The sequence below is a fragment of the Streptomyces sp. YPW6 genome (genome assembly GCF_018866325.1).
Lineage (GTDB): Bacteria > Actinomycetota > Actinomycetes > Streptomycetales > Streptomycetaceae > Streptomyces.
Genome location: NZ_CP076457.1, coordinates 7,371,650 through 7,398,006, shown reverse-complemented (window position 1 = coordinate 7,398,006; position 26,357 = coordinate 7,371,650). Strand labels below are relative to the sequence as shown.

Sequence of the window (26,357 nt, the reverse complement as noted above, 5' to 3'; positions counted from 1 at the left end):
AGCGCGAAGGAGCGCGGCGGCCGTCCCACGGTCTCGACTGCGGAAGGCCCACGGAGGCTCACGCTTCTTCCGCCTCTATGAACCTTCGCGCCTGTCGACGCAGGTCAGCCCAGCCGGTCATCCGCCCGGATCGCGCCACCCAGTAGGGGTGTGCCGCCAGGCGGGCCGAGAGGTATCGCAGCCTCGACTTGGCCGCCCACCCCAGGGGAGCCCGTTGCCCGTCGATCAGCTCGGGCGTACGTCCGCTCCCAGTCCGCTTGAAGGAGTACCAGGTCACGAGGGAAGGGGAGAGGTGCCATACATCTATTAGGCCATTTGTTCGATTTTTGCGGCAAGCGCGACTACCCGACCGTGGCGATTCGAGAGCGTCAGAAGACAGGCGGTCGCCCGGCCGTCGTGAGCCGGAGCACGGTTCGCCAGGACATGGGCTGCCTCGGGCCCTGTCCGCCGGCGAGCCCCTCGCGGAAGCCGGCGAGCGTGACGCGGAGGGCCTGTCGGTCGCGGATGCGCCACAGGGTGATCAGGCTCCAGGTGGCGAGGTTGAAGGGGACGAGGAGGCGGGGCAGGTTGCGGCGGGCGACCCAGACGCGGTTGCGGGCGTTGAGCCGGTAGAAGGTCTCGTGCCGGGCCGGGTTGGTGGCGGGGTGGTGGACGACGATATCGGGGACGTACCGGCCGGTGCAGCCCAGGTTCCACAGCCGCCAGGCCAGTTCGACGCCTTCGTGGAAGAGGAAGAAGTCTCCCGGCCAGCCTCCGGCGCGGTCGTAGGCGTCGCGGCGGACCATGACGACGCCCTCGGCCATGACGGTGACGATGCCGGGCCGGGTGGGGTCCGAGGCCCGGAGGCGGGGTACCCAACGGCGGAGGGTCTCACCGGTCACCGGATCGCTGATGCGCGGCTGTACGTACGCGAGCTGGGGGTCGCGGTGAAGTTCGGCGATGAGCCGGGCGAGGGTGTCGGTGTCGGGCAGGTGGGCGTCGTTGTCGAAGAAGAAGAGGTAATCGCCCTTGACGTTGTCGGCCCCCACGTTGCGGCCTTCGGGGATGCCGACGTTCTCGGGCAGCGTGATCGTGCGGACGCCTGCGGGGATCTGCTCAGGTTCGCAGCCGTTGCCGACCACGACGACGTCGAGGTCGATGCCTTCCTGCGCGAGGAGCGAGGCCATGGCCCGGGGGAACTCCTCGGGCCGGTCGTTCATGGTCAGGACGACCGCGCCGACCGTGGGACGCGAGGCGCCGGTGCTCACAAGGGTGCCCTTCTGCTTCTGTTCACGAGGAGTTCAACCCTAGTGTTCGCCGAGGGGCGGCGGTGACGCCGTCGAGGTGTGGAGCGCTTGCGCCGCTGCGGCAAGCGCTGTGTGGAGTGCGTGTTCGGTGTCCGGCGAGTGCTGGCGTGGGCGGCGGTCGAGGAGGGAGTCCGCGATGGCGAGGACGGTGGCGACGGCGACCGTACGGCAGTGGCCCACGGCGAAGACCGCGGCGGCTTCCATGTCGGCGGCGAGGATGCCTTCGGCTTCGTACCGGGTGACTTCTGCCGTCGTCTCGCGGTACGGGGCGTCCGTGGTCCAGATCGGCCCGCGCGTGACCGGTGGGTCGTACGAGGCCAGCGCTTCGGTCAGGTGCTGGGTGAGGGCGGGCGAGGGTGAGGCCGTACGGCCGGGCGCGAGGTAGTGGTGGGAGAGCCCTTCGTCGCGCAGCGCGCTCCTAGCCACGACGAGGGAGCCGGGGCGGAGGTCGCGCTGGAGGGAAGCGGCGGTGCCGACGGTGATGATCCGCTGGGTGCCGAGCGCGGCGAGCTGCTCGACGACGAGGGCGGCGGCCGGGGCGCCGAGGCCGAAGCCGCCGCACAGGGCAAATCCGCGGCCCTGGGCCTCGACCAGGTGCAGGCCGCCACGCACCCAGCCCGGCCGGGGACTGGTGCGGTACGTACGCAGAGCGTGCTCCAGAAGCCGCCCCTGGTAGAGGAGGACCACCCCGTCGAACGTGGAGAGGTCCGCATCGGAGTCGGTGGTGCGGACGTACGCGGCGTGCTCGGCCGGGTCGGGTACGGCGGGCAGGGCGTGCTTGCCCGGGTGGAGAGGGAATCCGTTCACCCGAGGGTACTCTCGCGCTCGTACAGGGCGGTGGCCAGTTGCTTCTCGGCGGTGGTGTTGACGTGGTTGAGGGTGTGCCAGGGCAGGACGGGCTCGTCCATGTGCCGCAGGTGGCGGTCGTACGACAGACCGCGGCGGGCGAGGGCCTCGACGAGCTGGTCCTTGGTCACCGTGCGCAGGTCGACGTTCGCGTCGTAGAGGTCCTCTAGGACCAGCCCGATCCGGCGGTCGCCTCGCGAGCAGATGACTTCGAGGTGCATGTGGCTGGCGCCGAGGTCGAGGACCCGGAAGTGCTGTTCGAACTTCTCGTCGCCGACGAGGGCGCGCAGGCGGTCCTCGATCTGCGCGGTGTAGGTGTGGACGAGGTCGGGGTCGCTCATCCGCAGGCGCTGGCTGGCGGTGCCGGGCTTGGGCATGAACTGGTGGAGCTTGACGATCACCGTGCCGTCGGGGTGCCCGAGCCGGTCCAGGACGTCCTGGGCGTAGTCGGCGATGTCGAGGCGGTCCGCGTCGCGCTCGCCCGGTGCGCCGACGATGAAATAGAGCATGACGGTGTTGACGTCCTTGCTCTTGCGGCACAGTTCGATGGCGTTGTCGACGCGTTCGCGGCGCTGGGTCTTGCCGTACATCGCGACGAGGTCCGGGGAGGCCCACTCGGGGGCGATGGTGATGATGCCCCGGGCCTGGTCCAGGTTCAGCTCGGTGAACAGGTGCCCGAACTCTTCGAGTTCGGTGACCGACTCCAGGTAGCCCGCGGTGAGTTCGTCCGCCCGGATGGAGCCGATGATGGTGGTAACCGTCTCCCCTTCGGCTGCCGCCCCGCGGGCGTAAGCGCTGATGTGGTCCAGGAGTTCGCGGCGGTGTCGGTACTGGGTGAACGTGGGCGAGCTGATGATGATCCGCCGGATCTTCTGCGCTTCGAGCCGGTCGATGTAGTCCTTGAGCATGCCGATGGGTGCGTGGCGGAACGGGGGTACGCCGAGGTTGCAGAAGTCACAGGAGTGCCGGCAGCCGAGGGTGGGGTGGATGCCGGCGGCGGTGCCGTCGCTCTTGGGGTAGACGAAGTGGGCGGGGTGCAGCTCACGTACGGGGAGGTAGGCGGGGCTGGCCTTCGCGGGGACGGTGAGCTTCTTCGGGGTGACCGCGGCGACGCCGCCGCCGGGCAGGTACTCGCAGGTGTACAGCGACGGCACGTACAGGCCGGGGATGCGGGCCAGCTTCTCGTACAGGCTGACGCCGCTTCCGGGCTCCTCACGGTGGGCGTGGACGACGCGCAGCAGTTCGAGCAGGGATTCTTCGGCTTCGCCGAGGGCGATGACGTCGAGGTAGTCGGCCATGGGCTCGGGGTCGGCGAGGCCGGAGTTGCCGCCGACGACGAGTGGGTGCTCGCCGGGGATCCGGTCGGCGCTGCGGCGGGGTACTCCGGCGAGGTCGAGCTGCTGGAAGACGGAGTGCAGGCTGCCGGAGTTGATGACGGAGACGCCGATCACGTCCGCCGTGCCGACGGGTAAGGGCGACTCGATGCTGCGGTAGACCTCCCCGTCCGGCGTGGTCACGCGATTCCCCTCGTGGACCAGGCACTCGTAGTGCAGGGCGCGTTCGGCGACGGCGGGGACGTCCTTCGTACGGTTGATGAGGTCGTGCAGGCCCATGGGGCCGTTGCCCATCAGGCTGAAGGCGTGGCCGTACGGGATCATGAAGACCATCCGCAGCAGTCCGCCAAGGTCCTTGGGTTCGTACGGGTCCACCAGGTGGATCTCCCGGTCGCGGATGCCGTCGATTTCGACTCGGATCTGGGACATCAGTCGTTCTCCTTGGCGGTTGCGGGGTGGAGCTGGGCGATGCTGGCGGTGGCCCGGCGGATCGCGTCGTGGACCTGGGCCTCTTCGTCCTCGGTCATCTGCGGGTGGAGGCAGGGGCAGAGCAGGCGGGCGGCGAGGCGCTCGGCGCGCGGACAGTGCTGGCCGGCGGTGTGGGCGCGGATGAGGTCGTGGCCGAGGTAGGTGACGGGGTCGGAGACGATGCTGCCGACCCCGTACCGGTCGGCGAGTACGTCCATCAGCTCGTCGCGGCCACGGCCCGCCCACGCTTCGGGGACCAGGAGGTTGTGCCGGTAGTAGAGGTGCAGGTCCTTGTCGAGCGTCGGAGGCAGGGTCAGCTCGGGAATATCGGCGAGGGCCGCCGTACGCTCGTGAGCCCGGGTGACGCGGGCGGCGTTCATCTCGTCCAGGCGCGCGAGCTGGATCAGCCCGACCGCGGCCTGGGCTTTGGTGAGCAGCTGGTTGGTGCCCCAGCCCGCGCGTCCGCCGTACGTCCGCAGCCCGCGCAGCCGCTCGGCCAGGACGTGGTCGTCGGTGGTGACCATGCCGCCCTGGCCGAAGGTGGTCATCAGCTTCTTCGACTCGAAGGAGAACGCCGTCGCCCAGCCCTCAGCACCGACGCGGGCTCCGGACGGGGTCTGGCCGCCGCAGGCGCGGGCGGCGTCCACGATCACGACCGGCGGCCCGTGCACCGGGTGCGGGTGGCGGGCGGCCAGCTCGACGAAGCGGCCGATGTCGGCGCTCGCGCCGTTCCAGTGGGTGACCAGGATCGCCCTCGTCTGCGGGCCGATCCGCTGCTCGGTGTCGGCGAGGTCGAGGTTGAGGGTGACCGGGTCCGGCTCGGCCAGGACGAGTCGCCCGCCCTGCCCGATGACGGCGATGTGCGGTCCGACGAAGTTGATCGCGCAGGAGATCACCTCGTCCCCCGGCTGCAGCTCCAGGGCTCGGAGCACCATCTCCATAGCGGTGCCGCCCGAGTTGAACGCAAGGGCGTGACTCGCCCCGGTGTACTGGGCGAAGGCGTCCTCGAAGCTGGTGACGTACTCGGCGCCGCGCCAGCCCGTACGCCAGCTCTCCGAACCGGAGACGGCCATGCGGATGGCGTCGTGCTCGGCTCCCGTGTACCAGCCGCCCTGGGCCGGCTCGAACGGGATCGTCAACGCTGCGGTGGTGCGGGGAACGGTGCTGCGATTGGTCGGCATTGGCGCTCCTCGTACGGGTCAGGGAACGGGCGGGAAGATGATGCGGCCGGTGCACTCCAGGTCGCGGATCATCTGGACCTTGCGAGCGGCGGACGCGGTCGGGTCGAAGCGGTGGGCAAGCCATTCCTCGGCGAGCTGCTTGGCTAGGGCCAGGCCGATGATTCCGGCGCCGAAGGTGAGGACCTGGGCGTTGTTGGAGAGCACGGAGGCCCGCACGGACAGGGAGTCGTGGGCGGTGACGGCGCGGACGCCGGGCACCTTGTTCGCCGCGATGGCGACCCCGAGGCCGGTGTGGCAGATGAGCAGGGCCCTGTCGACGGTAGCCTCAGCGACGTGCCGAGCAGCCTCCTCAGCGATCTGCGGGTACGTGCCTTCGGAACGAAGGTGTGCGCCGACGTCGAGCACCGTCGCGACGAGGGGGTGATTTCGTAGGTGTTCGCCGAGCGCGTCCTTGTACGCCTGGCCGGCGCGATCGGCGCCGATGACCAGGTGCAGGGGAGGCAGAGCGTCGGGGCCAGCATCGGGATCCCTGCGGGGCGCGGTCACGGGAGCATTTCCTCGACGCCCGCGTTGCGGCTGCGGATGCGGGTCTGTGCGGTGTGCGGGGCCGTGACGACGGAATGCTCGGGCACGGCGCGGATGGCAAGGGTGACGCCGCTGTCGATCTGGCTGCTGCGGCCGACGAGGACGCCGGGGCCGAGGCTGATGTTGTTGCCGGTCTGCACCTTGTCGCCGATGACCGCGCCGAACTGCGCGGTCCCGCACCGGTACGCGCCGCCTTCGGTGCGCAGGCGGATCTCGCGGTCCGGCGCGGACATGTCGGCGCTCACCGCGATAGCGGCCACCGTTACCCCGGCCGACAGGTGCGCTCGGTTGCCGACGATGGTGCGGTTGATGCCGATGCGATGGCCCAGGACCGCGCCCTCGCCGACGAATGCGGAGGTGACCTCGCAGTTGAAGCCGATGGAGGCTCCGGCGCACAGCACGCTGCCCTTGCGTACGGTGGAGAACTCGTGCACCTTCACGTCCGGGCCGATGATGACGTCGTCCCCGACGATGGCCTGCGGGTGCACGCACGCCGTCGGGTGGATGCGGTCGTCGCCGAGCAGGGCGAGGGCCTCTTCGTGCAGCTCCGGCCACCGGGCGAGGAAGTCGGCCAGGTCGTAGGTGTGCAGGCGCCCGTACGGGGTGGCGGCGAGCTGTCCGTAGGCGGGCGCGGTGACGTATTCGCCGAGCGGGAGCGGCTTCATGGAGTTTCGGCTTTCCTTGAGTTGGTCGCGGCGGAAGGTCTTGAGGGGTTTCGCCCTCGGGAGGGCGGGGCGGCGGTCGACGCCGTACGGCGCTGCGGGGTCTAAACTCGGTGTTCCTAGAGGGGTGTTGCCTGCAAGAGCCAGTCCGGGGCCGCTTGCGGCGTGGCCTGCAGCCACCGCACGTAGCGCTCCACCCCGTCCGTGAGCGGCACCTTGGGCGTCCAGCCCAGGACGTTCTCCATGTGGCGGACCGAGGCGTAGCCGCCGAGCGGGTCGCCGGCCGGCAGGGGCGTTTCCAGGAGTTCGGTGTCCGGGTAGTGGGCCTGGACCAGTTCCGCCACGGCCCGGATGCTGGTGGCGACGCCGGTGCCGATGTTGATCGTCTCGTTGTGGGCCCCGGGGCTGACCAGGGCGCGCAACGTGCCCTCGGCGATGTCCTCAACGTGGGTCAGGTCTCTCACCTGGCCGCCGCCTCCGTTCAGATGGAGCGGCAGGCCGAACGAGGCGCGGGCTGCGAACCAGGCGACGACCCAGGAGTGGCTGTTCGGCTTGATCGTCTGCGGCTCCCCGTACACGGAGAAGTACCGCACGATGCTGTACGAGATGCCGACCTGGCCCAGCACGATCGCGGTCTGCTGCTCGCCCCACGCCTTCGTGGCGCCGTACACCGATACCGGGCGCATGGAGTCGAACTCATGGAACTGGCGCGGGATCCGGCCATGGACGCTCTCCAGGAGCTGCCGCATGGCGAGCAGGTCACGGCTCTCCGTCTCCTCCGGTTCTCCGTCTCCGTAGACGCTGGCCGAGGAGACGAAGACCATGCGGCGCACGCGGTGGCTCGCGGCGACGGCGTCCAAGACGGCCTGGGTGCCGGCGATGTTGACGTCGATCGCGTCCGCCGGCTCCCGGGTACAGGCGGCGACGTCCGCGAGGGCGGCGGCGTGGATGACGTAGTCCGACTCGGCGACCAGCTTCCGCACCAGGGCGGTCTCCCGTACATCTCCGATCACCGTGTCGGGGTGGCTGGTGTCGACGCCGAACACGTCAGAGTAGACGTGCTCGGGATAGGCGTTCATGTTGCACAGGGCGATCGGGCGGGCTCCGAGCTGCTTGAGCCGAGCCGTGATCCGGGAGCCGATGAGCCCGGCGCCCCCGGTCACCAGGACCGTGGCGCCGTTGAGTTCGGACAGGGCGGAGCGGTTCTGCACGATGCCTCCTGAACGATGCGGGATGGAGCGCGATGGTCGGGCCGGTCGGCCGCCGACTTCAGGTCGACGGCCGACCGGGGCTCCGCGCGGCCTGATCCGCAGCGGTGCCACGCCCCTCCTGTCGTCGCGCTCCGCAGGGATCATCTGCGGAGCCGGAGAGGCCCCTTCGGAAGGTCGTATCTGCCGGGCGGGGGGCTGGGCAGATACGACCGGGTCAAATGAGGAGGGGAAGGATCATGCTGGCCACCCACGTCGCGACCAGGCCGCTGAAGCCGAGAACCACGATCAGAAGTCCCAGGCCGCAGCCCGTGGCGTCGACCGTCTTGTGGTTGTTGCGGCGAGTCGTTCGGACGGGATGGCGGACAGCGTGGCGTAGGAGGAAGCCCAGGCTCGGCGTCGTCACTGGCCCTGCCCCCACTTCGCGCCGAAGAGCACGAGGAAGCCGAAGGCCGCGACGACAATCAAGCCGATGACGATGCCGGCCACTACGCCACCATCGTGGCCCGGGTGAACGCCTCGTTCATGACCCGGGTGAACTGTTCGTCGGTCTTCTTGCCCAGGGCCTCGGCCTCGCGGTGCTCGCCGAACCGCGCCCAGTAGGCGCAGGCAGCAGCGCTCTCCATCAACTTGTCTGCATACAGGACCAGTTGCCGGTCGGTGACCAGGCCGAGCCTGAAACGGAGACTGAGCTGGCAGAACATCCGGTTGCCGGACAGCATCGGCAGGTACTGCTCCGGCTCCACCCCTTCGGGTGCCCAGTACGCGGCCTCCTTCTCGTCGCTGGAGGCACGCGACAGCCACTCGATCTGGATGAGTGAGAGCGCCAGGTCGTTGCGCTGCTTGTGCTGCCGGCTCCTCTGGACGAGCTGGGCGACGCCCACGGCGGCGATGGATACGCCTGCCGCGAGCACGGCGGTACTGATCTTCATGTGCATCCTTCGTTCGATTTCGGTTGGCCGCTCCGGCAGAGCGGAGTACAGGGGCGCTGGTGGGTGGTGCCGCCGGCCCTCGATCGAGAACGGGCGGCGGATTTCGCTGCCGGGGCCGCTCGTCTCCGCCCCAGACCCTCAGCTGAGGCGGAGACGAGCGGTCGGGCCGGTCGAGCCGGGTTGTTCAAGCCCGCATCGACCGGGGCGCGGAGGAGGCGCCGTTTCCTCAGTTCGCGGTCCTGCGTGACCGTGCAGCACGCGGACTCTGCTCCCTGGGAACCCCGGCTTGGTCCGCTGTACCGCCTGCATGGGCAAGCGCGTGCGGCGGAGTTCAGAAGGTCAAGTGCGGGCCAAGGTGCAGGGGTAGCTGGTGAGCAGGTCGGCGAAGACGCTCCTGTCGACGGTTACGACGGGGATGTGGTGGTCGGACACGCGGAGGGGGACCTCGTGCGCCTCGAAGCCGGTCACGGCGGGGAGGAGGCCGGTGGTGACATACACGCGGTCGATCCGGCTGTCGGGGCCATGAGTCGCGATGGAGTTGACGGTGCGGGCCAGCGCGGTCGGGTTGCCGCCCGCGGCCGTGGCCCAGTGGCGGGCGACGTCCTCAAGGCCCGCGGTGCGCAGCGTGTGGTCGGGCTCGATGTCAGGTACGCGGACACCGCCGGGGCCTCGGCGCGACCAGTGGAGTCGGTGAGGCCGGTCCTGGATAGCGGTGAGGTCGGGCAGGGGCAGGTCGCCCGCCGTCCCCGGCTCCGGGAAACTGTTGCCGTCGCCGCCGAAGATAGCCGGCAGCACGAGGGGGCTGCCGTCAGGAGCCTGCCACCCCTTGTCGGCCCAAGTCGTCGTCCACTCGGCCTCCAGCTGGCGCTGTTCCGCGCTGGCGTAGGCGAAGTGAAAGCTGACCGCGTTGAAGGGCGACGCGTCGGGTCCGGCCTCCGGGAAGCTCAGAGTGATCGCGGTGGGCGGAAGCACGAAGTGCGGGCCTCGGTCGCCCGACCAGTCACGTAGGAGGTGGAACCGCCGGGGGTTGAAGAGGATGGCGGTGCACGCCCCGGGGCCGAGGACGCCCTGCATGTCCAGCTCGCGGCACTGCTCGTTGAAGATCGTGTGCCCGCGCTCGTCGGCACGGCACACTTCCTGCTGGAAAACGATGTCCGGCTGGAGGCGGCGCAGCGTCTCGGCGGCGTCCCGCCGAATCTCCGGGTCACCCGCTTCGTTTCTCTCCAGGTTCCAGCAGACGAACCTCAGCCGTGCCATCGAATGCCTTTCAGACGGTGTGCGGGACGTGCCCGGTTGAAGGTGAGTTGTTACGCCGCTGCGGTGAGGCCGTTCCGCCTGGGACGTTCGGAATCTCCGGCCAACAGCTGTGCCAGCGCCTGGGTGATGCCGAGGTCTGGCAGTTCGTTCTCCAGCCACCGGTACTGGCCGGCCGGGTTGCAGTCGACGAAGTACCACCTGCCGTGGCTGTCCACGAGGAGGTCGCTGGCCGCGTAGGAGAGTCCGTAGCCCTGCACCAGTGCGTTCAGCGCGTCCTCGACCGCGGTGGGGAGGGTGATCGGCGTGTAGGTCAGGGACTCGGGGGTGGCTCGCCAGTCCGTCCGGCCCGCCGTGGTGTGCGCGTCGATCCGGACCGCGATGGTCCGGGGTGCCGATGGTGTGGACGCGCACGGCGTAGTCGGAGACGACGCGGTGCTGGAGGTGGGTGATACCGGTCGCGGCGGCGTCCAGGTCACTGTCCACCACCGGCATGGTATAGAGCGGGCGGACGTAACGGTCGCCCTCCGTGATCTGCGGGACGGTGAGGGTCTTGGTGACGATGCCGTCCGGGGAACCGAGGTAGAACCGGCGAGCGCCGGACGGGAGGCTCCCGATCCAGGTGGGCGGTACGGTCAGCCCGGCCCGTTCAGCGGCAGCGACCACACCAGCCTTGATCTGTGCCCGTCGCGTGTCCGACGGGTGGTTGACGTGCAGGCAGCCCAGGGTGCCGAGCACTCCGGCCAGTCCGGCAAGCGCCTCCTGGGAGGCCCACTGCGTCTGCGCCTCGGTCATGCCGTCGACCCAGACCCGTGGGGGCTTCGGGTGGCACCAGAACACGGACCGTACGTCGCGCAGTCTGGTGGCACGGGATCTGACGGTGAGCAATCCCTGCCACTGGCCACCGTCGCACCGCGCGCTCACGCTGACCGTGCGGCTTAGGTCGGCGAGGTCGAAGCGGACAGTGCGGACACCGAGGTCCTGGAGGGCCAAGGTGACCGCGTCCCCGGTATCAGAGTCACGGGCGGTGATGACCAGGACGGTGTCGTCGTTGGTCCGAATCGGGCTCACGCCGCACCGTCCACATCGCTGACGACCCAGTCCCCGGGCCGCAGATGCGTAAAACTGACCCCGGTGTTGGATGCTCGGTACTGGTCGCTCTGGATCACCGGGCTTCCGTCACGGTCGACGCGGACCTGGAGGCCGGCGTCGAAGCGCTCCCCCGGCATCGAACGGGATCGAACCATCGGCCGGGGCGCCCCGCTCACCTTCAAGGCCAACGGCAACGGCGGTACGTGAGCGGAATCGAGAACGTCGGGTGCGGAATTCACGACAGGTCCTTTGAGGAGTGGCTCGTCGGTCGGCTGGCCAGGGCACGTCACAAGGACCGCCTGGCAAGGACACCGTGCGGTGGGGCGGGGTCTGCTGGTTGTCCGACAGCAGCGCGCCGGTTTACGTCGAGCCGCACCACCCCGTTGCACAGGCAGCAACCCCCTGCTCGTGGGAGGCAACGGCAACGCAAGCGGCCCGGCGGTCGGCCGCCTCAGCCCTGGGACACGGGGGGTACGAGGGCACATCAAACACGCCGTCCTCCCCTACATGCTCGGTGTTTGGGTCCTCTCCGATGGCGGGCGTCACGGGGAACCCCGCCCGGCACCGGAGAGGGGTCTTGTGGGAATCAGGCATCCGGGGGCCGGCGATCAACCCCGCCCTCGTTGAAGCCCCAGGAGCCGGGCACTTTGCGTCCGGCCGATGGCGGAAGATAGCGGCTACCGCTTCCCGTTCGACCGGGCTCACTATCCGCACTCCCGTGAACAACTGGCGCTCCCAGGAGGACAGCTCCCTTGCCACGGCTCAGAACTCCCTGACCCCGACGAGCACGCGACCGAGCAGGGTCGGGTCCGCAGGTGCCGCCCTAGGCGCTTCGGAGTCACTTCCCGCCGGCCGACTGGGAGGATTCACAGCTTCCTCGTCCGCGACGACATGGCCGACAAGGGGAAGTCCGACCTCCGCCCAGACCACCTTCCCGGACGCGTTCACCGCCGGGCGGCTACCCCAGGTCCTGCTCATCATGGCGACGATGAAGACCCCCCGGCCACCCTCCGCCTCGACTCCGACTTTCTTGAGGAGGGGTGGCCTCGGGTCGCGATCCCAGACCGTTACCCGCACCCCGTCCCGGAGCCTCTCCAGCGTCAGCTCGAAGGTCCGTGCCGCGTTCCGCATGGCGAGGACCGAGTCCTGCGTCTCGTCATCCTGCGGGTGCTGCACGGCATTGGTGACCAGCTCCGAGACCAGCAGCCGCACCGTCTCCACGGTGCCGGATGGCACGCCCCACTTCGGGAGAAGGTCCTCCGTGTGCAGCCGCGCCAGACGCACGGCATTGGGTGTGTCGGCCAAGGTGAGTGTGTTGCGCAGGTGTGGTGCCTGGGACACGGTGTGCCTCCCGAGTCGGGAGAGGAGCGCGGGGTGCGTTCGCTGGCTCTCGCGTTTCATGGCGTGAATCCGAGTCGTCACACGGACCGTTCGGATACCGTGTGGCCAACTCATGCCAACGATGAAAACGGCTGGGCGCCCCAGCCGGGAGTCCTTGGATGGAGCCCCGCACGCTGGCTCCACAGGCCCCATCGAGAGCTGGCCGACTTCGTTGGATCAATCCGTGGCACGAGGGACGTTCGCGGGTGAGGAGGAAGCGTGGGGCAGCAACCGAACGACCTGACTCCGGGTGCAGGCCCGTGGCATCGCTGGGGGTACGAGCTACGCCAGTTCCGCGAGGCCCGCCGGCTGTCCCAGCAGGCACTCGCTCGCAAGGCGTTGATCGACCGCTCGCATCTCGGGCGCTTCGAGCGCGCCGAGCGCCCCGTGCCTCGGCCTGCGGCCGTCGTCCTTGACCGGGTCCTGGATGCCGCCGGCGCGTTGGTTCGCTACTGGGACGAGGCGGAATACGAGTCCCCACAGGACGGCTCGGCCATGACGTCCAGAGCCGAGACGGAGGTTCATGAGGCCAATACACGAAGCCATGGGGCCAGCGGCCTGGGACCTCTGGCATTGAGCGGCCCCGGGCAGGCAGTCTCACTCGGAGACGACATGGACTTGGTCGTCGTCCCCGCACGAATCAACGGAAGGATCCATTTCGTGCCCGTGCCTCGCCGTGTCGTTCTCGCCTCCGGGCTCGCCGGACTGGCTGCGGCTGCCGTTCCGGCCACGACGGCGACGGCCGAGAGCGATTTGGCCGACATGGGCTCGCCTTTCGAGCACTTCGCACAGCTCCGCCGAGTAATAATTCAGACCGACAACCTCATCGGTCCTCGGCACGTTCTGCCCGCCCTGCAGCAAAATCTCCTCTCCCTTGCCGCAAGGCGTCGAGCAGCCCGTGGTGCCGACGCCGTCGAACTCCTCGCGCTGGAGACCCGCTACGAAGAGTTGGCAGGCTGGTTCGCCCAGGACATCGGCGACGAACGCGCTGCGCACGGTCACACCGCGAAAGCGCTGGACGCTTCCCATATCACCGGCGACACCGACCTCACGGCCTACATTCTCGGCCGGAAGGCCCAACTCGCCGTTGACACAGGACATCCCGCCGATGCCCTCGGGCTCGCCAGCGCTGCCCGACGCACCGCCCGGCCCGGGAGCCGCCTGGAGGTCATCGCTGTTCTGCACGAGGCTCACGCACATGCCGTGCTCGGGGAAGCCAGTGAAACCCATAAGGCATACGACACCGCGCTCACCCTTCTCGACCGTGCGGACTCCGACGGCGTCTGGGGTTCCTGGCTCGATACCGCGTACGTCAGCACAGCCCGAGCCCGCTCCCTCGCTGCGCTCGGTGACTACGAGCGGGCCGCGGCAGGCTTCGACAACGCCATCGCGATGCTTCCACCCGCGTACCGCCGAGACAGGGGCGTCTACCTCGCTCGCGCCGCTCGTGCCCATGCGGGGGCGGGCAACAACGTCCTGGCCGCCCGAATCGGTACGCAGGCTGTAGGCATCGCTACCGAGACCGGCTCCGCACGGATCGTCTACCAGCTCGACCGTCTCGACCAGGCGCTGGCCCCCGCAGCCAGCGAGAACTGCGTCGCAGAGTTCCGAGCCTCGCTCGATCGCATCGTCCTGCACCCCGCCTGACCCACCAACACACCTTCTGGAGATAGCGTGCCCCGCCCTCATGTTTTGCTGTCCGCAGCTGTCTCGATAGATGGCTACCTCGACACCCGCCCGGGCGAGGCCCGGCTCCTGCTCTCCAACAGGGAAGACTTCGACCGCGTCGACTCCGTACGGGCCGGCGTCGACGCCATCCTCGTGGGAGCCGGCACACTCCGAGCCGACAACCCCCGACTTCTGGTCAACTCAGAGGATCGCAGGGCCTCCCGAATCGCAGCCGGTCAGCCGGAGTACCCACTGAAGGTCACCATCACCGGTACGGGAGACCTCGACCCCGACTGGAAGTTCTGGCACCACGGCGGGGACAAGCTCGTCCTGGCCGTCGGCGACGCGGCCACGGCGAAAGCTCGCTCCAACCTCGGTGACCTGGCCACCGTTCAGAGCATCCCTGCAGAGGGCACGTGGCCCTCCGCTCTCGATGTCCTCGGTGATGCCTACGCCGTCAACCGGCTCATGGTCGAAGGCGGCGGCACCATTCACACACAGCTCCTCGAAGCAGGGCTCGCCGACGAACTCCAGCTCGTCGTCGCCCCGCTCCTGGTCGGCCAGCCGGACGCGGTACGGATGCTCGGCTCAGCCAGCTACCCCGGCGGCCCGACCTCCCGGCTCCGACTCCTGGAAGCTCGTCAGATCGGCGACGTGGTACTTCTGACGTACGCACCCAAAGACACCTCCACGGAGCCTCGATGAACCCCACCCTTTCGGCCAGCACCCCCGGCACCGGCCGTACCGCCAACACCGCGGACCGGAACTGGCTCGCACTCGCCTGCGAACTGGCCGCCCTCTGCCCGCCCTCGGCGACCGCCTTCAGCGTGGGAGCCGTCATCGTCGCGGCCGACGGAACCGAACTCGCCCGCGGCTACTCGCGTGAGAGCGATCCCCGCGACCACGCAGAAGAAGGAGCCCTCGCCAAGCTCTCAGCTGGTGACGCCAGGCTCAGCACCGCCACGATCTACAGCTCCCTGGAGCCCTGCGCCAAACGGGCTTCCCGCCCCCGCCCTTGCGCCCAGCTCATCCAGGACGCTGGCCTCCGCCGCGTCGTCACCGCGTGGAGCGAGCCCGACACCTTCGTCACGGCTGCCGCGGGTACCAAGGTCCTGGAAGCCGTCGGCGTAACCGTCATTGCGCTGGCCGAGTACGCGAATGCTGCGCAGGCGCCCAACCTCCACCTGCTCTGATAGGGATCGTCAGTCTTCTAGGCAGTGTCTTCAAATGATCATCGCTGGTGGATCATGGTGTCGTGATACGTCGCCATGAACTGTCCGATGCTGAGTGGGAGTTCGTCCGGCCGTTGCTGCCCGTGTCGTCGCGGGGGCGGAAGCGGCTGGACGACCGCAGGGTCCTGAACGGGATCGTGTGGAAGTTCCGGACCGGGACGGCCTGGCGGGACGTGCCCGAGCGCTATGGTCCGTGGGCCACGCTGCATACCCGTTTCCGCAGGTGGGCGGCGGACGGGACGTTCGACCGAATGCTGCGGGCCGCCCAGGCGAAAGCGGACGCGGCGGGCGACATCGAGTGGCTGGCGTCGGTCGATTCCACGATCGTCCGGGCCCACCAGCATGGGGCGGGGGCTCGAAAAGGGGGCTCCGCGACCCGGCCCTCGGGCGGTCCAGGGGCGGCCTGACCAGCAAGATTCATCTTGCCTGTGACGGCAGAGGCCGTCCGCTCGGCTTCGTCGTCACGGGCGGCAACACCAACGACTGCACCCGGTTCACCGCCGTGATGGAAGCGATCCGGGTGCCCCGGATCGGACCGGGGCGACCCCGCACCCGGCCCGATCACGTCCTGGGCGACAAGGGCTACAGCTCGAAAGCGATCCGCGCCTGGCTCCGCCGCCGCGGCATCCCTCACACGATTCCCGAGCGTGCCGACCAGGTCGGCAACCGGGCCAGGCGGGGCAGTCGCGGTGGCCGCCCGCCGGCCTTCGACCGCGAGGCCTACAAGCACCGCAACGTCGTGGAACGGTGCTTCAACCGCCTGAAGCAGTGGCGCGGCATCGCCACCCGCTACGACAAAACCGCCCAGTCCTACGAAGCGGCCGTCACGCTCGCGTCACTCCTGATGTGGGCGTGACATTTGACGACAGAACCTAGTGCCCCGTCAGGCAACGTTCGCCCTGTCGACGACCTCCTGTAGGCGTTGGTCGTCGGCGTGGCGGTTCCGCCAAATGATGTAGCGGCGGATCATGCTGCCCTGCTCCTTGTGGGTGGTGTGGTCGGTGCCGTCGAGGGTGAAGTAGCGCAGGGCGGTGAACTGGGCCTCGATGCGATTGAGCCAGGAGCTGTTCGTCGGCGTGTACGCGATCTCGACGTTGTTCGCGGTGGCCCAGTCGCCGACGCGCTGGCACTTCCTCGTGGTCAGGTGCGGGGAGAAGTTGTCACACACGATCGCGATCCGGACCTGGGCAGGGTAGAGGGTGCGCAGGTAGCGGCAGAACTCCAGGAACTGGGTACGCTTCTTGATCGGCTTGATGTGGCCGTAGAGCTTGTCCCGGGCCAGGTCCAGGGCGGCGAACAGGTGGCGCACGCCGCCGTAGCGGTTGTAGGTGGCCCGCCGCCTGCGGCGCGGTTCCCGGGCGGGATCCTTGTGCTTGCCCCCGCGTTCTGCCCACTGACGGCCGGGGGGTGGCATCAGGTTGAACGGCCCGAACTCGTCCATGCAGAAGACCACTTCGGGCTCGCCGTCCTCCGGTATGACCTCGCCGTCAACGATCGCGTAGAGGTGCTCGACCCGGGCCTTCTTTGCTGCGTAGTCCGGATCGCGGGAGGTCTTCCAGGTCTTCAGGCGTTGAAAGGAGACGCCTTCCTCGCGGAGCAGGATGCGCAGGCCCTCGTGGCTGATGTCGTCGACCACCCCCTCGGCAACCGGGAAGTCCGCCAGCTTGGTCAGACTCCAGGTGGAAAACGGCAGGTCGTGCTCGGTCGGCTTCGACTTCGCGATCTTCTTGATCTCGCGCCGCTCGGGCAGCGTGAAGGTCTTCGGCCAGCCGCCTTTGTACTTCGGGTACAGCGAGTCGAAGCCGTCCGCGTTGAAGTTGTGGATCACATCCCTCACCCGGTCCGCGCTGGTGAACGACGCCTCCGCGATCTTCGCTACCGGCATGCCCTGCGCGGACAGCAGGACCATCTGGGCCCGCCGCCATGTCACCACTGCCCCGGTGCCTCTGCGGATGATCCGCAGCAGGCGCTGCCCCTCGTCATCGTCGATCTGTCGAACCTGAACTCTGTCGGCCACGCCGACCAGTTTCAGTGAACGCACCGATCGGGATCCGGTTCCCGATCGGCGCGTCGCGGGACTGCGGTCGGCGGTATCAGCCGAGGTGCCGGGCGAAGAACCTCAGCGTGCTCTCCAGCTCGAATGCCGGGATCTCCCCGTGCTTGCCGGGATTGGCGTGCAACGTTTTCTCAGCCGAGGCCAAGGCGTCGAACAGCGCCAAGCTCTGAACCCGCGGCACCCGCTCATCGTCCCACTGCACCAAGAACTCCACTGGGACCGTGATCCGCGCGGCGGCCTCGGCCGACGCCAACACCCCGCCCAATCCCAGTACCGCCGCGCGGACCCGCGGTTCAGCAGCGACGAACGGAACACCGAGTCCGCATCCCAGCGAAACCCCCCAGTAGCCCACCGGGCCGGCGCCAACGTGCTCAAGTTGCTGAACCGCGCCCAGGACCGCCCGCCATTCCGGCACAGTCTGGCGGGCCACGAGCGCCTGGAAGCCGGCGATCAGCGGGGCCAACTCTTCACCGGCTTCCACGCGAGCCTGGTTCTCAGTCGCGATCCGGTCGTACTGCTCAACCTTCGGCCGGTCGCCATGGGCGGGAACGTCGACCGCCACGACCGCGAACCCGCATTCGGTCACGAAGCGGCGTGCCCGAGTCAGAACGTCAGGGGCCTTCTTGTGCTGACCGCCACCGTGTCCCATCAAGACGAGCGGACGAGTGGCGACGGCACCTTCCGGCGTCCACAACACGCCAGGAATCTCGCCGAGGGTGAAGAGCTGTTCGCGGGCGCCGTCGGACGACGTCTCAGAGATGAAGCGCATAGCGTTTCATGCCTTTCGGGATGCCTCTGCGGGCACTCCCTAGGCCATGCGAGGGAGGGAGGCCCGACCTGTCAAAGCGTTGATCGGTCTCACCTCCTCAGTTCGCAGTGGTGCACGGTGGCAGGAACGTATCACGAAGGACTCCACCCTGGCCCGGGCAGGGATGCCGACAGGGCTAACGTTGTCTGATGCGGCACTAGACCGAGCGTCACGGACCCGGGAGCGGGGGCTGAGCTGCTTGGTCCGTGGGGTTCAGGCGGAGTCGTGGGTCCCTGGGTGGGGGCGGATGGCGTGCACGACGACGCGCATCAGGAGGGCTGCGGCGGCGGCCAGGCCGAGGGAGCCGATGGCTTCCAGCAAGTGCAGGCCGTCGGCGATCTCGGGGCCGCTTTGGCGGGTGAGCAGGGTGGTGGAGATGCCGCCGGTGGTCGCAGCGACCAGGGTGAGGACACCTAGTTCCGCGGTGCGCTGCTGCCATCCGCGGTTGCCTGGTCGGCGTAGGTCCTGTGCCGGCTGTGGGAGGGCGGGAAAGCCGAAGAGGTTTGCGAGTTGAGTGATCGTCTCGTGGCCTGGGCGGATGTGGTGGCCGAGGTGGGCGGTGAGGTCGAAGTCGGCGTCCAGGCGCAGGCAGGTGGATTCGAGGACAGCGAGTCCGCGCAGAACGGTGGGGAAGGCCGGTGGAAGCAGGAGTCCGGTGCTTCGGGTGAGAGTGGCGAGGGCGGTGAGGGTGTCGGTGTCGGTGTTGGATGCGCGGTGGCCGGGTGAGGGAAGGGTGAGCAGGAGCTGGGCGCAGGCGCGTTCGAGGGTTCGTTCGTCAACGGGGTCTTCGGCGGCGTCGTTGAGGGCGCGGGCGAGGTTGGTGGGGTTGCCGAGGGCGGTGGCGGTGAGGATGCGCTGCAGGGCGGCGAGCTGAAGGGTGTCGAGGCGGGCGGCGTGTCCGAAGTCGAGGAGGGCGGGCGGCTTGTTGGGGTGGAGGTGGACGTTTCCGGGGTGGGGGTCGGCGTGCGCGATGCCGTGGCGCATGAGGAGAGTGAGGTAGCCGCCGGCGATGGTGTGGGCGGTGGTGCGTGCGGTGTGGTCGTCGAGGTCGGGCGCGGCACGGTGAGCGGGGAGGCCGTCGGCGAAGTCTTGGACAAGGACGTACCGCCCGGACAGGCCGGGGTGTACGGCGGGCACGATGACGGGGCCGCGGTGAGCCGCTGTGTGGGCGGCTGCGAGCGTGCGGGCCTCGATACGCAGGTCGAGTTCGGCCCGGACGGCGGTGGCGAAGTCGTCGGCGAGGCGGGTGACGCGGATGGCGCGGCCCCAGGCGGTGCGTTTCTCCATGGTCCGGGCTAGGCGGGCCAGGACGTCGAGGTCGGTGGACAGGCGGCCGGGGATGCCAGGTCGCAGTATCTTGACCGCGACGCGAGTGCCGTCGTGGAGCGTGGCTCGGTGGACTTGTGCCATGGATGCTGCGGCCAGTGGTTCATGGTCGAAGGAGGCGAAGACCTCGTCCAGGGGGCTGCCGTAGTGCTCCGTAAGGAGTCGCTCGACCTGTTCCGCAGGGGCGGGCGGGACGGTGTCGTGCAGGTCGAAGAGCGGTCGGGCGACGTCGTCTGGCAGGAGGCCGGGCCGGGCGGCGAGGACTTGGCCGGCTTTGACGAACAGGGGCCCGGCTTCGGCGAGGCAGTCACGCAGAGCTTCCCCGAGCGCTGTGCCGCGCGGTCCGCCGGGCCGGCGGGCGAGTGAGAGACCGTGCCGGGATGCCAGGTGCGTCAGTTGGCCGTAGCGGCGGCTGCGACGGACCCAGCCGGTCAGTGACCGTGCCAGGGTGAGAGGGCCGGGTGGACGGATTCCGCCGAGGAGTTCCAGGCCGACCGCGGTGGCCATCGCCGCGAGGACGGCGACCATGAGGAGCAGGCCGGGGTCGACGAAGGCGCCGGGTTCTGCCCGGTTGGCGAGGACGGCGATCGCGAGGGCGGCTGTGGTGCCCGCCGCGGCGCACCAGGCGCTCGACATCGGCCGGGCGAGGGTGCCCAGCAGGCGCGGTGCGGTCCAGGCGACGGTGGCGGCCAGCAGTCCGGTCAGTACCAGGCCCGTCATGCGGAAATCTCCTTCGCGACCGGTTCGTCCGCCCTCCTTGCCTGGCCGGGCAGGGCTCGGATGCAGGCCGCAGCCACCACGGCCAGGACCAGGGCGCTCAGGTAGGGCAGGAGGGGGCGCAGGTCGTAGGTGATGCCGGCCACGGCGGGAGCGCTGGCGCGGGCCAGGGCCATCGCCGACTGGACGGCCCCCATGGCCGCGCCCGTACGGTCAGGTGCGGCGTCGGCGACGAGGGTGCTCAGCGCGGGGGCCAGCAGCCCTTGGCCGATGCTGGCGACCATGAGCGCGGTGACGGTGCCCCAGGCGGGCAGCAGCGGAAGGCATGCCAGTCCCGTGCCGAGGACGAGCGCACCGGCCGCGGCGACGGTTCTGGTGCCGAACCGGGCGGCCAGTGGTGCGGCAATGGCGCCCTGGGCTGCAGCCATGGCGACGCCGGCTGCGGCCAGCATCCAGCCCAGCGCCTGCGGTCCGAACCCGTACCGGTCTGCCCCCAGCAGGGCGAGCGTGGCTTCCATCGCGCAGAAGGCGGCCGTCGTGCAGAACGCCGCCACCAGCAGGACCCGCGGCGCCGCCGGGGCCGTACGGTGCACTCCCCTCTGCTGGTGAACATGCTGTCGCGCGGCACCGATTCCCCGGGCGTCGGGTAGTGCGGCGGCGGCGAGACACAGGGCGGCCGCGGCCACGCAGGCTGAGACGATGCCGGCGCCGGACAGTCCCTGGTGGGCGAGCATGGCGCCGATGGCGGGGCCAGCGACGAATCCGAGGCCGACGGCCGCACCCAGCATGCCGAGGCTGTGAGTACGCCGTTCGGGTGGGGCGAGGTCGGCGGCGAAGGCGTGCGCGACCGCGATCGACCCCCCGCACGCGCCCGCCACCACCCGTGCCACCAGCAGGCCGCTCAGGGAAGTGGCGTTCGCCATGAACAGCGCCGAGAGGACCGACCCGGACAGGGCGAGCAACAGGACAGGCTTGCGGCCGAAGCGGTCCGAGGCCCGGCCCAGCAACGGCGCGGACACCAGCTGCGCGATCGAGTAGGCGGCGAACAGCAGGCCGATCATGCTGGGGCTGCCCCCGAAGGTGTCGGCGGCGTAGGGCAGCAGCGGCAGGATGATGCCGAAGCCCATGAGGTCGGTGAAGACGACCAAGCAGAGCGCCGGTATCACCAGGCGAGAAGACAGTCTCACGGGCTGTCCGCCCAACGATCCCCGGGTACGCCGAGGGCGCGCATCACGAACGGCAGGGTGCGCTGGACGGCGGTGTGCACCTTGTCGCCCGCCAGGAGTGCGGTGCGCTGGGTTTCCAGGCACGCCATGATCATCTGACCGGTGGCGGCCGTGTCAGCGCGGACGAACACGCCCTCCCGCATGCCGTCCTCCAGCAGGCCGCCCACGAGCGCGGCGAGCGGCGCTACGTGTTCCAGGAACCTCGCACGGTCCTCCGGCGGCAGCATCGCGGCGACGGAGGCACCCGTGCCGCTCTCCAGGGCGAACTCGGTCAGGACCAGCTTGACGAGGATCTGCAGCCGGTCGACCGGATCGGTGCGATCGGCCAGCTCCCGCTCGGCCAGTGCCATGAAGCGGCTCATCTCCCGCTCCGACCAGGCGAGCAGGAGCGCGGTCCTGTCGGGAAAGTAGTTGTAGACCGCGGTACGGGCGACACCGACCTGCTTGGCGACCTCCTGGAGCTTGAGGTCCTGCCATCCGACCTCACGCAGCAGCGCGGCGAAGGCGTCGATCATCGCCTCCCGTGTGGCCGCCCGGTGCTCGGCGAGAGTGGCGCCTCCGGTCAGCTTCGGACTCATCATGCTCCCTCGATAAGACGCGGTGCCGGCAGACCGTGGAGTTCGGCCGCCACCCGCGGATCGCCGTCCCATGCTGCCAGCGGGGTGAGAACGAGCCGGGAGGCAAGGCGGCGCAGCGCCGCCGCCACCTCCGCGCGCTCCATAGACGTCAGGTCCGTACGGCGGTCCAGCCGGCGCAGCTCCTCGGCCACCAGCAGCGAGGCATGCTGCTGGACCGCGGTGGACAGTCCACGTCTGCCCGCAGAGGTCACGGGCGCCTCGGTTCCCGCGGGCAGGCTCATCGGCCCGAGGCGGCGAACAGGGCGGAGGATGCCTCCACCGAAGCCACCTCGTCCAGCTGACGCTTCACAGCCCGTACCGTCACCCACGCCAGCGCGATCATCACGAGGGCGTTCGCCGCGTGCAGCGCACCGAGCAGCGGGATACCGGTGCCGTGCTTCTGCAGAACGGGCTGCACCAGCATCGCGAGGAACAGTCCCAGTCCGGCCCCCACGGCCCGTCCGGAAGGACGGCCGACGATCAGCAGGACGACCAGGACCACGCCCACGACCTCCGAGGCGTAGCCGAGCATCCGGTGCGCGTCCAGGCTGGACGCCTCGCCGACCGGCAGCCGCTCCAACGCGAACAGCCCGAACCCGGCGGTCACGATCTGCGCGCACGCGGCCCCGATCACCGCCCACGCCGATGCCCGCACGCCCCGGATGCCGAACTTCCGCACCCCGGTCAGCGGCCTGATCCTGACCGGTACCACCTCGGCCGTCGTTGGACTCACAACAAACCCCTTTCATGACGACGTGTCGTCATGAAGTTAGCATGGTGGCCATGACCACCTCCCCGCCCCCGTCCCCGCACCCGGACTCACGGAAAGGCGGCCTGACGGCACCGCCCTGTCTGCGCCGTGCCACTACGGCGGCTCTGGTGGTGTCGGTGGTCATCGTCGCCACGGGGGGAGCGGCACGTCTGAACGACTCCGGCCTGGGGTGCCCGACCTGGCCCACCTGCACCGGCGAGAGTCTGAACGCCACGGCCCGGGCGGGCTGGCGCGGCATCATCGAGCTCGGCAACCACCTGCTCACCTATGTCCTCGCCACCGCCGTCGGCTGGGTCATCCTCGCCGCCCGACACGCCGGACCAGGACGGCGCGACGTTCTGCTCCTGGGCTGGGGACAGTTCGCGGTCATCGTTGCCGGCGCCCTGCTCGGAGGCGTCACCGCCTTCACGGGCCTCACCCCCTACGCGGTCGTCGGACACTTCCTGCTCTCCACCGCGCTGATCACTCTCGCCTGCCTGACCCGCAGCCGCACCGCGCTGCCTCCCGCGCCCGCGGCAGCGGCCAGCGCCCCATCACGGACCCCCGCCCGCACCCTGCTCACCACGGGCATCCTGCTGACGGCTTGGGGAACAGCGGTCACCGGCCTGCACGCCGGGCCCTGGGGCACCATGCCCCACCTGTCCGTCGACTGGGCAACGGCGACACGTATGCATTCCGTTCTCGGATGGACCGTCCTCGCCCTGGCCCTCCTCCTGCATCTGCACCTGCACCGGACTCGCGCCCCGGGCTGGATCGTCGGCCGCACCCGCCTGCTTCTCGCCGCTCTGGCGGGACAGGGAGCCCTCCGCTACGCACAGAGCACGCTGGGAGTTCCCGAACAGCCCCTTGCTCTGCCCCTGCTCGGTTCGTGCCTGACAGCAATCGCCGTCCTTCACGCAACTGTCCATCTCACCAGAGCACCCGGCCCCCCGACCGGTGGGAAAGGCGGGGCAGAAGCTTGATCGGCGCGCTGACCCTGGCCACGGGTGTGACCGCCGCTCTGCTCGCCCTCTGGTGCGCACACGCGGCGTGGCGGGACCAGCCGACCAAGGACTGGCACTTCGCGGGAATGGCCATCGTCACCCTCCTGGCCCTCGCTCAGATGCTGGTGGGCATCTGGTGTCTGGCCGCAGGCGAGCAGCCGCAGGGCGACGCAGTCACGTTCATCGCCTATCTCCTCGGAGTCCTCGTGGCCGTACCCGCTGCGGGGATTCTCTCCCTGGCCGAGCGGACGCGCTGGGGCTCGCTCACCGTAGCGGCGGGGTCCCTCGTCCTTGCCTTCCTCCAAGTGCGTCTCCACGACATCTGGACCACTACCGGAAGCTGAAAGCTGAGTCCGGATTCACCGGTCTCCCTGGGCTCGCAAAGAATCACCACGCTGCCTTGGGCACCGTGGAGCCGTTGTTCGCGACGGACATGGCAACGCCGACAGTCGTGCGGAACCTGGCTGCCGAGGGCGACCGTGTGGCCGTGCCTGGCCAGGAGTGCTGGACGTTGGTGCATGGCTCTGGTGATGGTGCCGCCATGGACCCCGAAGAACTGGGCGACCAGATCTCGCGTACTGAACCGCTCGGGGAGTGACGGCCTCCACCCTCATTGGACCTCGGCCCCCTGGCAGGCCAGGAGGTGTGCGTCGCGGGTGCGCCGTCCAGGAAGTCGAGGAGCCGCACGCGAAGGTCATGGCAGCGACGAGAACCTGCCAGCGGCCGGTGTTACGCCCGCAGTGCTCCAGCAGGGTCTCGGGTACCTGGCGGACAAGGACCTCATCGGCACGGACCTGGGGCAGATGCTCCAGAGTGTGATGGCGGGGCTCGATCCGGGCTCTGGTCTCGGAGCTGAAGAGGGTCTCGCCGGCGGCGGCAAGAAGTACGAGCCCGGACTGAGGGACGGCACGGGGGCGTCGGGGTGGTGCGCGAACGCGTCGTCGCCGAGCAGCGTCAGCACACACAGCCTCGGCACAAGGGCACCGGGCGTCGGCCGCACCGCGGGGAGAGTCCTGGGACAGGGCACGGCTCGTCCGCCGTCGTGCGCCGTCGTCGCTTCAGTCGGTGTGCTCCGAGGCCGAGGCGGTCCGGTCTTGCTGAGGGGAGGAGCGGCGCCTGTTCCTTCGGTGGATTGCCCAGGCTGCCAGGAGGAGCGCGGCCAGGAGTCCGGTGAGGGTGGCGGGCCCTGCTGTGTCGAGGAGGTCGGAGAGGACACGCTGGACGGTGCCGGCTGCATCGATGACGGGGTCGGTGGTGGCGGGGTCGCTCTGGACCCGGATCTCGTACCAGCCGTAGTAGGCGACGTAGGCGCCGACGAGGAGGAGGAGTCCGCCGCCGATCCGGGGTGCGAGGGTGCCAGCGCGGCGAAGACGGCTGACTGCGGCGCTGCGGGTGAGAGCGACGGTCAGGGACGCGACACCGACGATGAGTCCCATGCCGACCGCGTACGCGGCGAACAGGATGACTCCCTCACCGGGGGAGCCGCTGCGGAAGGCGGAGACGACGATGGCGAGGAACGGGGCGATGGTGCAGCCCAGGGAGGCGGTGGCGTAGGCCATGCCGAACAGGGCCATGGACGGTACGGACCGGGTGACGGTGGGAGCTCGCCGGACTTTCGGCATGAGGGCGGGCAGCTGACGGCCGGCGAGCAGCCAGGCTCCGGCTCCGGTCATGAGGATGCCGAAGGTGATGGTGAACCAGGGGAGGTGTTCCTGGACCTGTCCGGCGACGGGCTGGACGGCCAGGCCGAATATGCCGAAGAGGGCGGCGAAGCCGAGGGTGATCGAGGCGGTCGCGGTCAGGGCCCGGCCGACGGCGACGGATCGGGTGGGGCTGTCGTCGCCGAGGACGAGGAGGGAGAGGTAGGCGGGGAGCAGGGCGAAGCCGCAGGGGTTGACGGCGGCGAGGATGCCGGCGGTGAGCGCGAGGGCGAGGGGAAGGTCGGACATCGTGGTTCAGCCGGTCAGTCCGGAGACCTTGTCGGCCAGCCCCTCGCCGCCGGGCAGTACGCCTTCGTAGACGGTCTCGCCGTCCTTGTCGAGGATGACGTAGCGGCTCTGCTCGGTGACCTCGAACCGCTTCCAGATGTCGCCCTTCTCGTCGGAGAGGTGGGGGAATCCGCTGGTTCCCGTGTCGGCGACGAAGTCCTGCATGGCGGCGTTCTTGTCCAGGCCCGCGACGCCGACGACGTTCACCTCGCCCGCGGTCTCGGCTGCCACCTTCGCGGTCTCGGCTGCCTGGGCCTTGCACTTGGGGCACCAGGGAGCCCAGAACCAGAGCACGGTCGGCTTGCCCGCCAGAGTGCTGCCGTCGAACGGCTTACCGTCCACCGTGGTCGCGGTGAACCGCAGCGCCTCCGGCACCGCCGGCCCGGAGGCAGTGTCGCCGCTGGGGTCGGAGGGGGACGGCTGCACAGGGGGCGAGGAGGACGAGGGGGACACGCCCGCCGCATCACCGTCGGAGCCACTGTCGGCTCCGCATCCCGTGAGAGTGAGCAGGGTGACGGTGATGGCAGCGGGCAAAACAGTACGGGCGCGCATGGAGGACTCCGGTGTGGTCGGGATGAGAGCGACTCTAGAACCGCCTCTCAGCTCCGCGAGCCCGCCAGAGCTTACGCTTCGATGACGTGAGCCGGATACGGCCCTGCGGGCCGGCCCGCGAGCCTGGCCGCGTGGGGGCAGCTGTCCCGAAGCCGAAACCCATACCGCGGGAGCCGACATGCCC

Annotated in this window: 26 protein-coding genes and 2 pseudogenes; 5 read left to right on the top strand and 23 right to left on the bottom strand. The window is 69.6% G+C overall.

Annotated features, from left to right (window positions below; translation table 11 throughout):
* Positions 1-368 precede the first annotated feature (368 nt).
* From KME66_RS32380 to KME66_RS32320, 14 genes and pseudogenes are all read right to left on the bottom strand, one after another.
* Positions 369-1,247: a glycosyltransferase family 2 protein gene (locus tag KME66_RS32380; RefSeq protein WP_216328622.1), complete on the bottom strand. Its 879-nt coding sequence runs from the start codon at positions 1,245-1,247 to the stop codon at positions 369-371.
* Positions 1,248-1,286: 39 nt separating this feature from the next.
* Positions 1,287-2,093, bottom strand: coding sequence for a nucleoside phosphorylase (locus KME66_RS32375; protein ID WP_216328621.1), 807 nt, complete (start codon positions 2,091-2,093; stop codon positions 1,287-1,289).
* Complete coding sequence (locus tag KME66_RS32370) at positions 2,090-3,895, bottom strand: radical SAM protein (RefSeq protein ID WP_216328619.1); 1,806 nt, start codon at positions 3,893-3,895, stop codon at positions 2,090-2,092. Before KME66_RS32370 ends, KME66_RS32375 begins: the two co-directional genes overlap by 4 nt.
* Positions 3,895-5,115, bottom strand: coding sequence for a DegT/DnrJ/EryC1/StrS aminotransferase family protein (locus KME66_RS32365; protein WP_216328617.1), 1,221 nt, complete (start codon positions 5,113-5,115; stop codon positions 3,895-3,897). Before KME66_RS32365 ends, KME66_RS32370 begins: the two co-directional genes overlap by 1 nt.
* An 18-nt stretch (positions 5,116-5,133) precedes the next feature.
* Positions 5,134-5,661, bottom strand: coding sequence for an RpiB/LacA/LacB family sugar-phosphate isomerase (locus tag KME66_RS32360; protein ID WP_253208535.1), 528 nt, complete (start codon positions 5,659-5,661; stop codon positions 5,134-5,136).
* Positions 5,658-6,365: a transferase gene (locus KME66_RS32355; protein WP_216328615.1), complete on the bottom strand. Its 708-nt coding sequence runs from the start codon at positions 6,363-6,365 to the stop codon at positions 5,658-5,660. Before KME66_RS32355 ends, KME66_RS32360 begins: the two co-directional genes overlap by 4 nt.
* 116 nt (positions 6,366-6,481) lie before the next feature.
* Positions 6,482-7,573 (bottom strand): NAD(P)-dependent oxidoreductase, encoded by a 1,092-nt coding sequence (locus tag KME66_RS32350; RefSeq protein WP_253208534.1) that lies wholly within the window; start codon positions 7,571-7,573, stop codon positions 6,482-6,484.
* Positions 7,574-7,787: 214 nt separating this feature from the next.
* Entirely contained in the window at positions 7,788-7,976 is a 189-nt protein-coding gene (locus KME66_RS32345; RefSeq protein WP_073821820.1) for a hypothetical protein, read from the bottom strand.
* A gap of 82 nt (positions 7,977-8,058) precedes the next feature.
* Entirely contained in the window at positions 8,059-8,502 is a 444-nt protein-coding gene (locus tag KME66_RS32340) for a DUF6082 family protein (protein WP_216328611.1), read from the bottom strand.
* A gap of 339 nt (positions 8,503-8,841) precedes the next feature.
* Positions 8,842-9,759 (bottom strand): endonuclease/exonuclease/phosphatase family protein, encoded by a 918-nt coding sequence (locus tag KME66_RS32335; protein WP_216328609.1) that lies wholly within the window; start codon positions 9,757-9,759, stop codon positions 8,842-8,844.
* A gap of 50 nt (positions 9,760-9,809) precedes the next feature.
* Complete coding sequence (locus KME66_RS32330) at positions 9,810-10,235, bottom strand: hypothetical protein (RefSeq protein WP_216328607.1); 426 nt, start codon at positions 10,233-10,235, stop codon at positions 9,810-9,812.
* A gap of 229 nt (positions 10,236-10,464) precedes the next feature.
* A pseudogene (locus KME66_RS34640) lies at positions 10,465-10,827 on the bottom strand (MvdC/MvdD family ATP grasp protein); the annotation flags it as partial.
* Positions 10,824-10,985 (bottom strand): hypothetical protein, encoded by a 162-nt coding sequence (locus KME66_RS32325; RefSeq protein ID WP_216328605.1) that lies wholly within the window; start codon positions 10,983-10,985, stop codon positions 10,824-10,826. The pseudogene KME66_RS34640 and the gene KME66_RS32325, both read right to left, overlap by 4 nt.
* 625 nt (positions 10,986-11,610) lie before the next feature.
* Positions 11,611-12,249 carry an ATP-binding protein gene (locus KME66_RS32320; RefSeq protein ID WP_216328603.1) on the bottom strand — a complete coding sequence of 213 codons (639 nt, stop codon included), beginning with the start codon at positions 12,247-12,249 and terminating at the stop codon, positions 11,611-11,613.
* 198 nt (positions 12,250-12,447) lie between these two features.
* Here KME66_RS32320 and KME66_RS32315 point away from each other — a divergent pair, with 198 nt between their 5' ends.
* The 3 genes and pseudogenes from KME66_RS32315 to KME66_RS32305 all read left to right on the top strand — a co-directional run bounded on the left by KME66_RS32315 (position 12,448) and on the right by KME66_RS32305 (position 15,984).
* Positions 12,448-13,875: a helix-turn-helix transcriptional regulator gene (locus tag KME66_RS32315; protein WP_216328601.1), complete on the top strand. Its 1,428-nt coding sequence runs from the start codon at positions 12,448-12,450 to the stop codon at positions 13,873-13,875.
* Between the two features lie 27 nt (positions 13,876-13,902).
* Positions 13,903-15,089, top strand: a pseudogene (locus tag KME66_RS32310) (dihydrofolate reductase family protein).
* 65 nt (positions 15,090-15,154) lie between these two features.
* Positions 15,155-15,984, top strand: a protein-coding gene (locus tag KME66_RS32305; protein ID WP_253208629.1) for an IS5 family transposase whose coding sequence is annotated in 2 segments (ribosomal slippage) — positions 15,155-15,494 and positions 15,494-15,984 — 831 coding nt in all. Because the reading frame shifts where the segments join, the coding sequence is not laid out codon by codon here.
* 27 nt (positions 15,985-16,011) lie between these two features.
* Here KME66_RS32305 and KME66_RS32300 read toward each other — a convergent pair.
* The 7 genes from KME66_RS32300 to KME66_RS32270 form a co-directional block, all read right to left on the bottom strand.
* Positions 16,012-17,145, bottom strand: coding sequence for an IS630 family transposase (locus KME66_RS32300; protein WP_216328599.1), 1,134 nt, complete (start codon positions 17,143-17,145; stop codon positions 16,012-16,014).
* Between the two features lie 76 nt (positions 17,146-17,221).
* Positions 17,222-17,953, bottom strand: coding sequence for a dienelactone hydrolase family protein (locus tag KME66_RS32295; RefSeq protein WP_216328597.1), 732 nt, complete (start codon positions 17,951-17,953; stop codon positions 17,222-17,224).
* 252 nt (positions 17,954-18,205) lie between these two features.
* The gene (locus KME66_RS32290) at positions 18,206-20,038 is read right to left on the bottom strand and encodes an AarF/ABC1/UbiB kinase family protein (protein WP_216328595.1); all 1,833 of its coding nucleotides are present in this window, start codon (positions 20,036-20,038) and stop codon (positions 18,206-18,208) included.
* A complete protein-coding gene (locus KME66_RS32285) occupies positions 20,035-21,222 on the bottom strand; it encodes an MFS transporter (RefSeq protein ID WP_216328593.1) in 1,188 nt (395 codons plus the stop codon). Before KME66_RS32285 ends, KME66_RS32290 begins: the two co-directional genes overlap by 4 nt.
* Positions 21,219-21,842: a TetR/AcrR family transcriptional regulator gene (locus KME66_RS32280; protein WP_216328591.1), complete on the bottom strand. Its 624-nt coding sequence runs from the start codon at positions 21,840-21,842 to the stop codon at positions 21,219-21,221. Before KME66_RS32280 ends, KME66_RS32285 begins: the two co-directional genes overlap by 4 nt.
* Positions 21,839-22,120, bottom strand: a complete 282-nt coding sequence (locus KME66_RS32275; protein ID WP_216328589.1) for a hypothetical protein — start codon at positions 22,118-22,120, stop codon at positions 21,839-21,841. The genes KME66_RS32280 and KME66_RS32275 overlap by 4 nt, the downstream gene beginning before the upstream one ends.
* Complete coding sequence (locus KME66_RS32270; RefSeq protein WP_216328587.1) at positions 22,117-22,611, bottom strand: hypothetical protein; 495 nt, start codon at positions 22,609-22,611, stop codon at positions 22,117-22,119. Before KME66_RS32270 ends, KME66_RS32275 begins: the two co-directional genes overlap by 4 nt.
* A gap of 50 nt (positions 22,612-22,661) precedes the next feature.
* Here KME66_RS32270 and KME66_RS32265 point away from each other — a divergent pair, with 50 nt between their 5' ends.
* Together KME66_RS32265 and KME66_RS32260 are read left to right on the top strand one after the other, a co-directional pair.
* A complete protein-coding gene (locus tag KME66_RS32265) occupies positions 22,662-23,612 on the top strand; it encodes a heme A synthase (RefSeq protein WP_216328585.1) in 951 nt (316 codons plus the stop codon).
* Complete coding sequence (locus KME66_RS32260; protein WP_216328583.1) at positions 23,609-23,977, top strand: hypothetical protein; 369 nt, start codon at positions 23,609-23,611, stop codon at positions 23,975-23,977. Before KME66_RS32265 ends, KME66_RS32260 begins: the two co-directional genes overlap by 4 nt.
* Before the next feature lie 714 nt (positions 23,978-24,691).
* Here the strand turns inward: KME66_RS32260 and KME66_RS32255 are convergent.
* Together KME66_RS32255 and KME66_RS32250 are read right to left on the bottom strand one after the other, a co-directional pair.
* On the bottom strand, positions 24,692-25,582 hold the full coding sequence (locus KME66_RS32255) for a cytochrome c biogenesis CcdA family protein (RefSeq protein WP_216328582.1): 891 nt from the start codon (positions 25,580-25,582) through the stop codon (positions 24,692-24,694).
* Positions 25,583-25,588: 6 nt separating this feature from the next.
* On the bottom strand, positions 25,589-26,173 hold the full coding sequence (locus tag KME66_RS32250; RefSeq protein ID WP_216328580.1) for a redoxin domain-containing protein: 585 nt from the start codon (positions 26,171-26,173) through the stop codon (positions 25,589-25,591).
* Positions 26,174-26,357: the final 184 nt, after the last annotated feature.

Coding starts and splice junctions, on each gene's coding strand:
- KME66_RS32265 (WP_216328585.1), top strand. CDS start 22,662: ATGACCACCTCCCCGCCCCCGTCCCCGCACCCGGACTCACGGAAAGGC.
- KME66_RS32275 (WP_216328589.1), bottom strand. CDS start 22,120: ATGAGCCTGCCCGCGGGAACCGAGGCGCCCGTGACCTCTGCGGGCAGA.
- KME66_RS32355 (WP_216328615.1), bottom strand. CDS start 6,365: ATGAAGCCGCTCCCGCTCGGCGAATACGTCACCGCGCCCGCCTACGGA.
- KME66_RS32255 (WP_216328582.1), bottom strand. CDS start 25,582: ATGTCCGACCTTCCCCTCGCCCTCGCGCTCACCGCCGGCATCCTCGCC.
- KME66_RS32295 (WP_216328597.1), bottom strand. CDS start 17,953: ATGCGCTTCATCTCTGAGACGTCGTCCGACGGCGCCCGCGAACAGCTC.
- KME66_RS32290 (WP_216328595.1), bottom strand. CDS start 20,038: ATGACGGGCCTGGTACTGACCGGACTGCTGGCCGCCACCGTCGCCTGG.
- KME66_RS32280 (WP_216328591.1), bottom strand. CDS start 21,842: ATGATGAGTCCGAAGCTGACCGGAGGCGCCACTCTCGCCGAGCACCGG.
- KME66_RS32370 (WP_216328619.1), bottom strand. CDS start 3,895: ATGTCCCAGATCCGAGTCGAAATCGACGGCATCCGCGACCGGGAGATC.
- KME66_RS32335 (WP_216328609.1), bottom strand. CDS start 9,759: ATGGCACGGCTGAGGTTCGTCTGCTGGAACCTGGAGAGAAACGAAGCG.
- KME66_RS32325 (WP_216328605.1), bottom strand. CDS start 10,985: ATGCCGGGGGAGCGCTTCGACGCCGGCCTCCAGGTCCGCGTCGACCGT.
- KME66_RS32250 (WP_216328580.1), bottom strand. CDS start 26,173: ATGCGCGCCCGTACTGTTTTGCCCGCTGCCATCACCGTCACCCTGCTC.
- KME66_RS32320 (WP_216328603.1), bottom strand. CDS start 12,249: ATGAAACGCGAGAGCCAGCGAACGCACCCCGCGCTCCTCTCCCGACTC.
- KME66_RS32365 (WP_216328617.1), bottom strand. CDS start 5,115: ATGCCGACCAATCGCAGCACCGTTCCCCGCACCACCGCAGCGTTGACG.
- KME66_RS32340 (WP_216328611.1), bottom strand. CDS start 8,502: ATGAAGATCAGTACCGCCGTGCTCGCGGCAGGCGTATCCATCGCCGCC.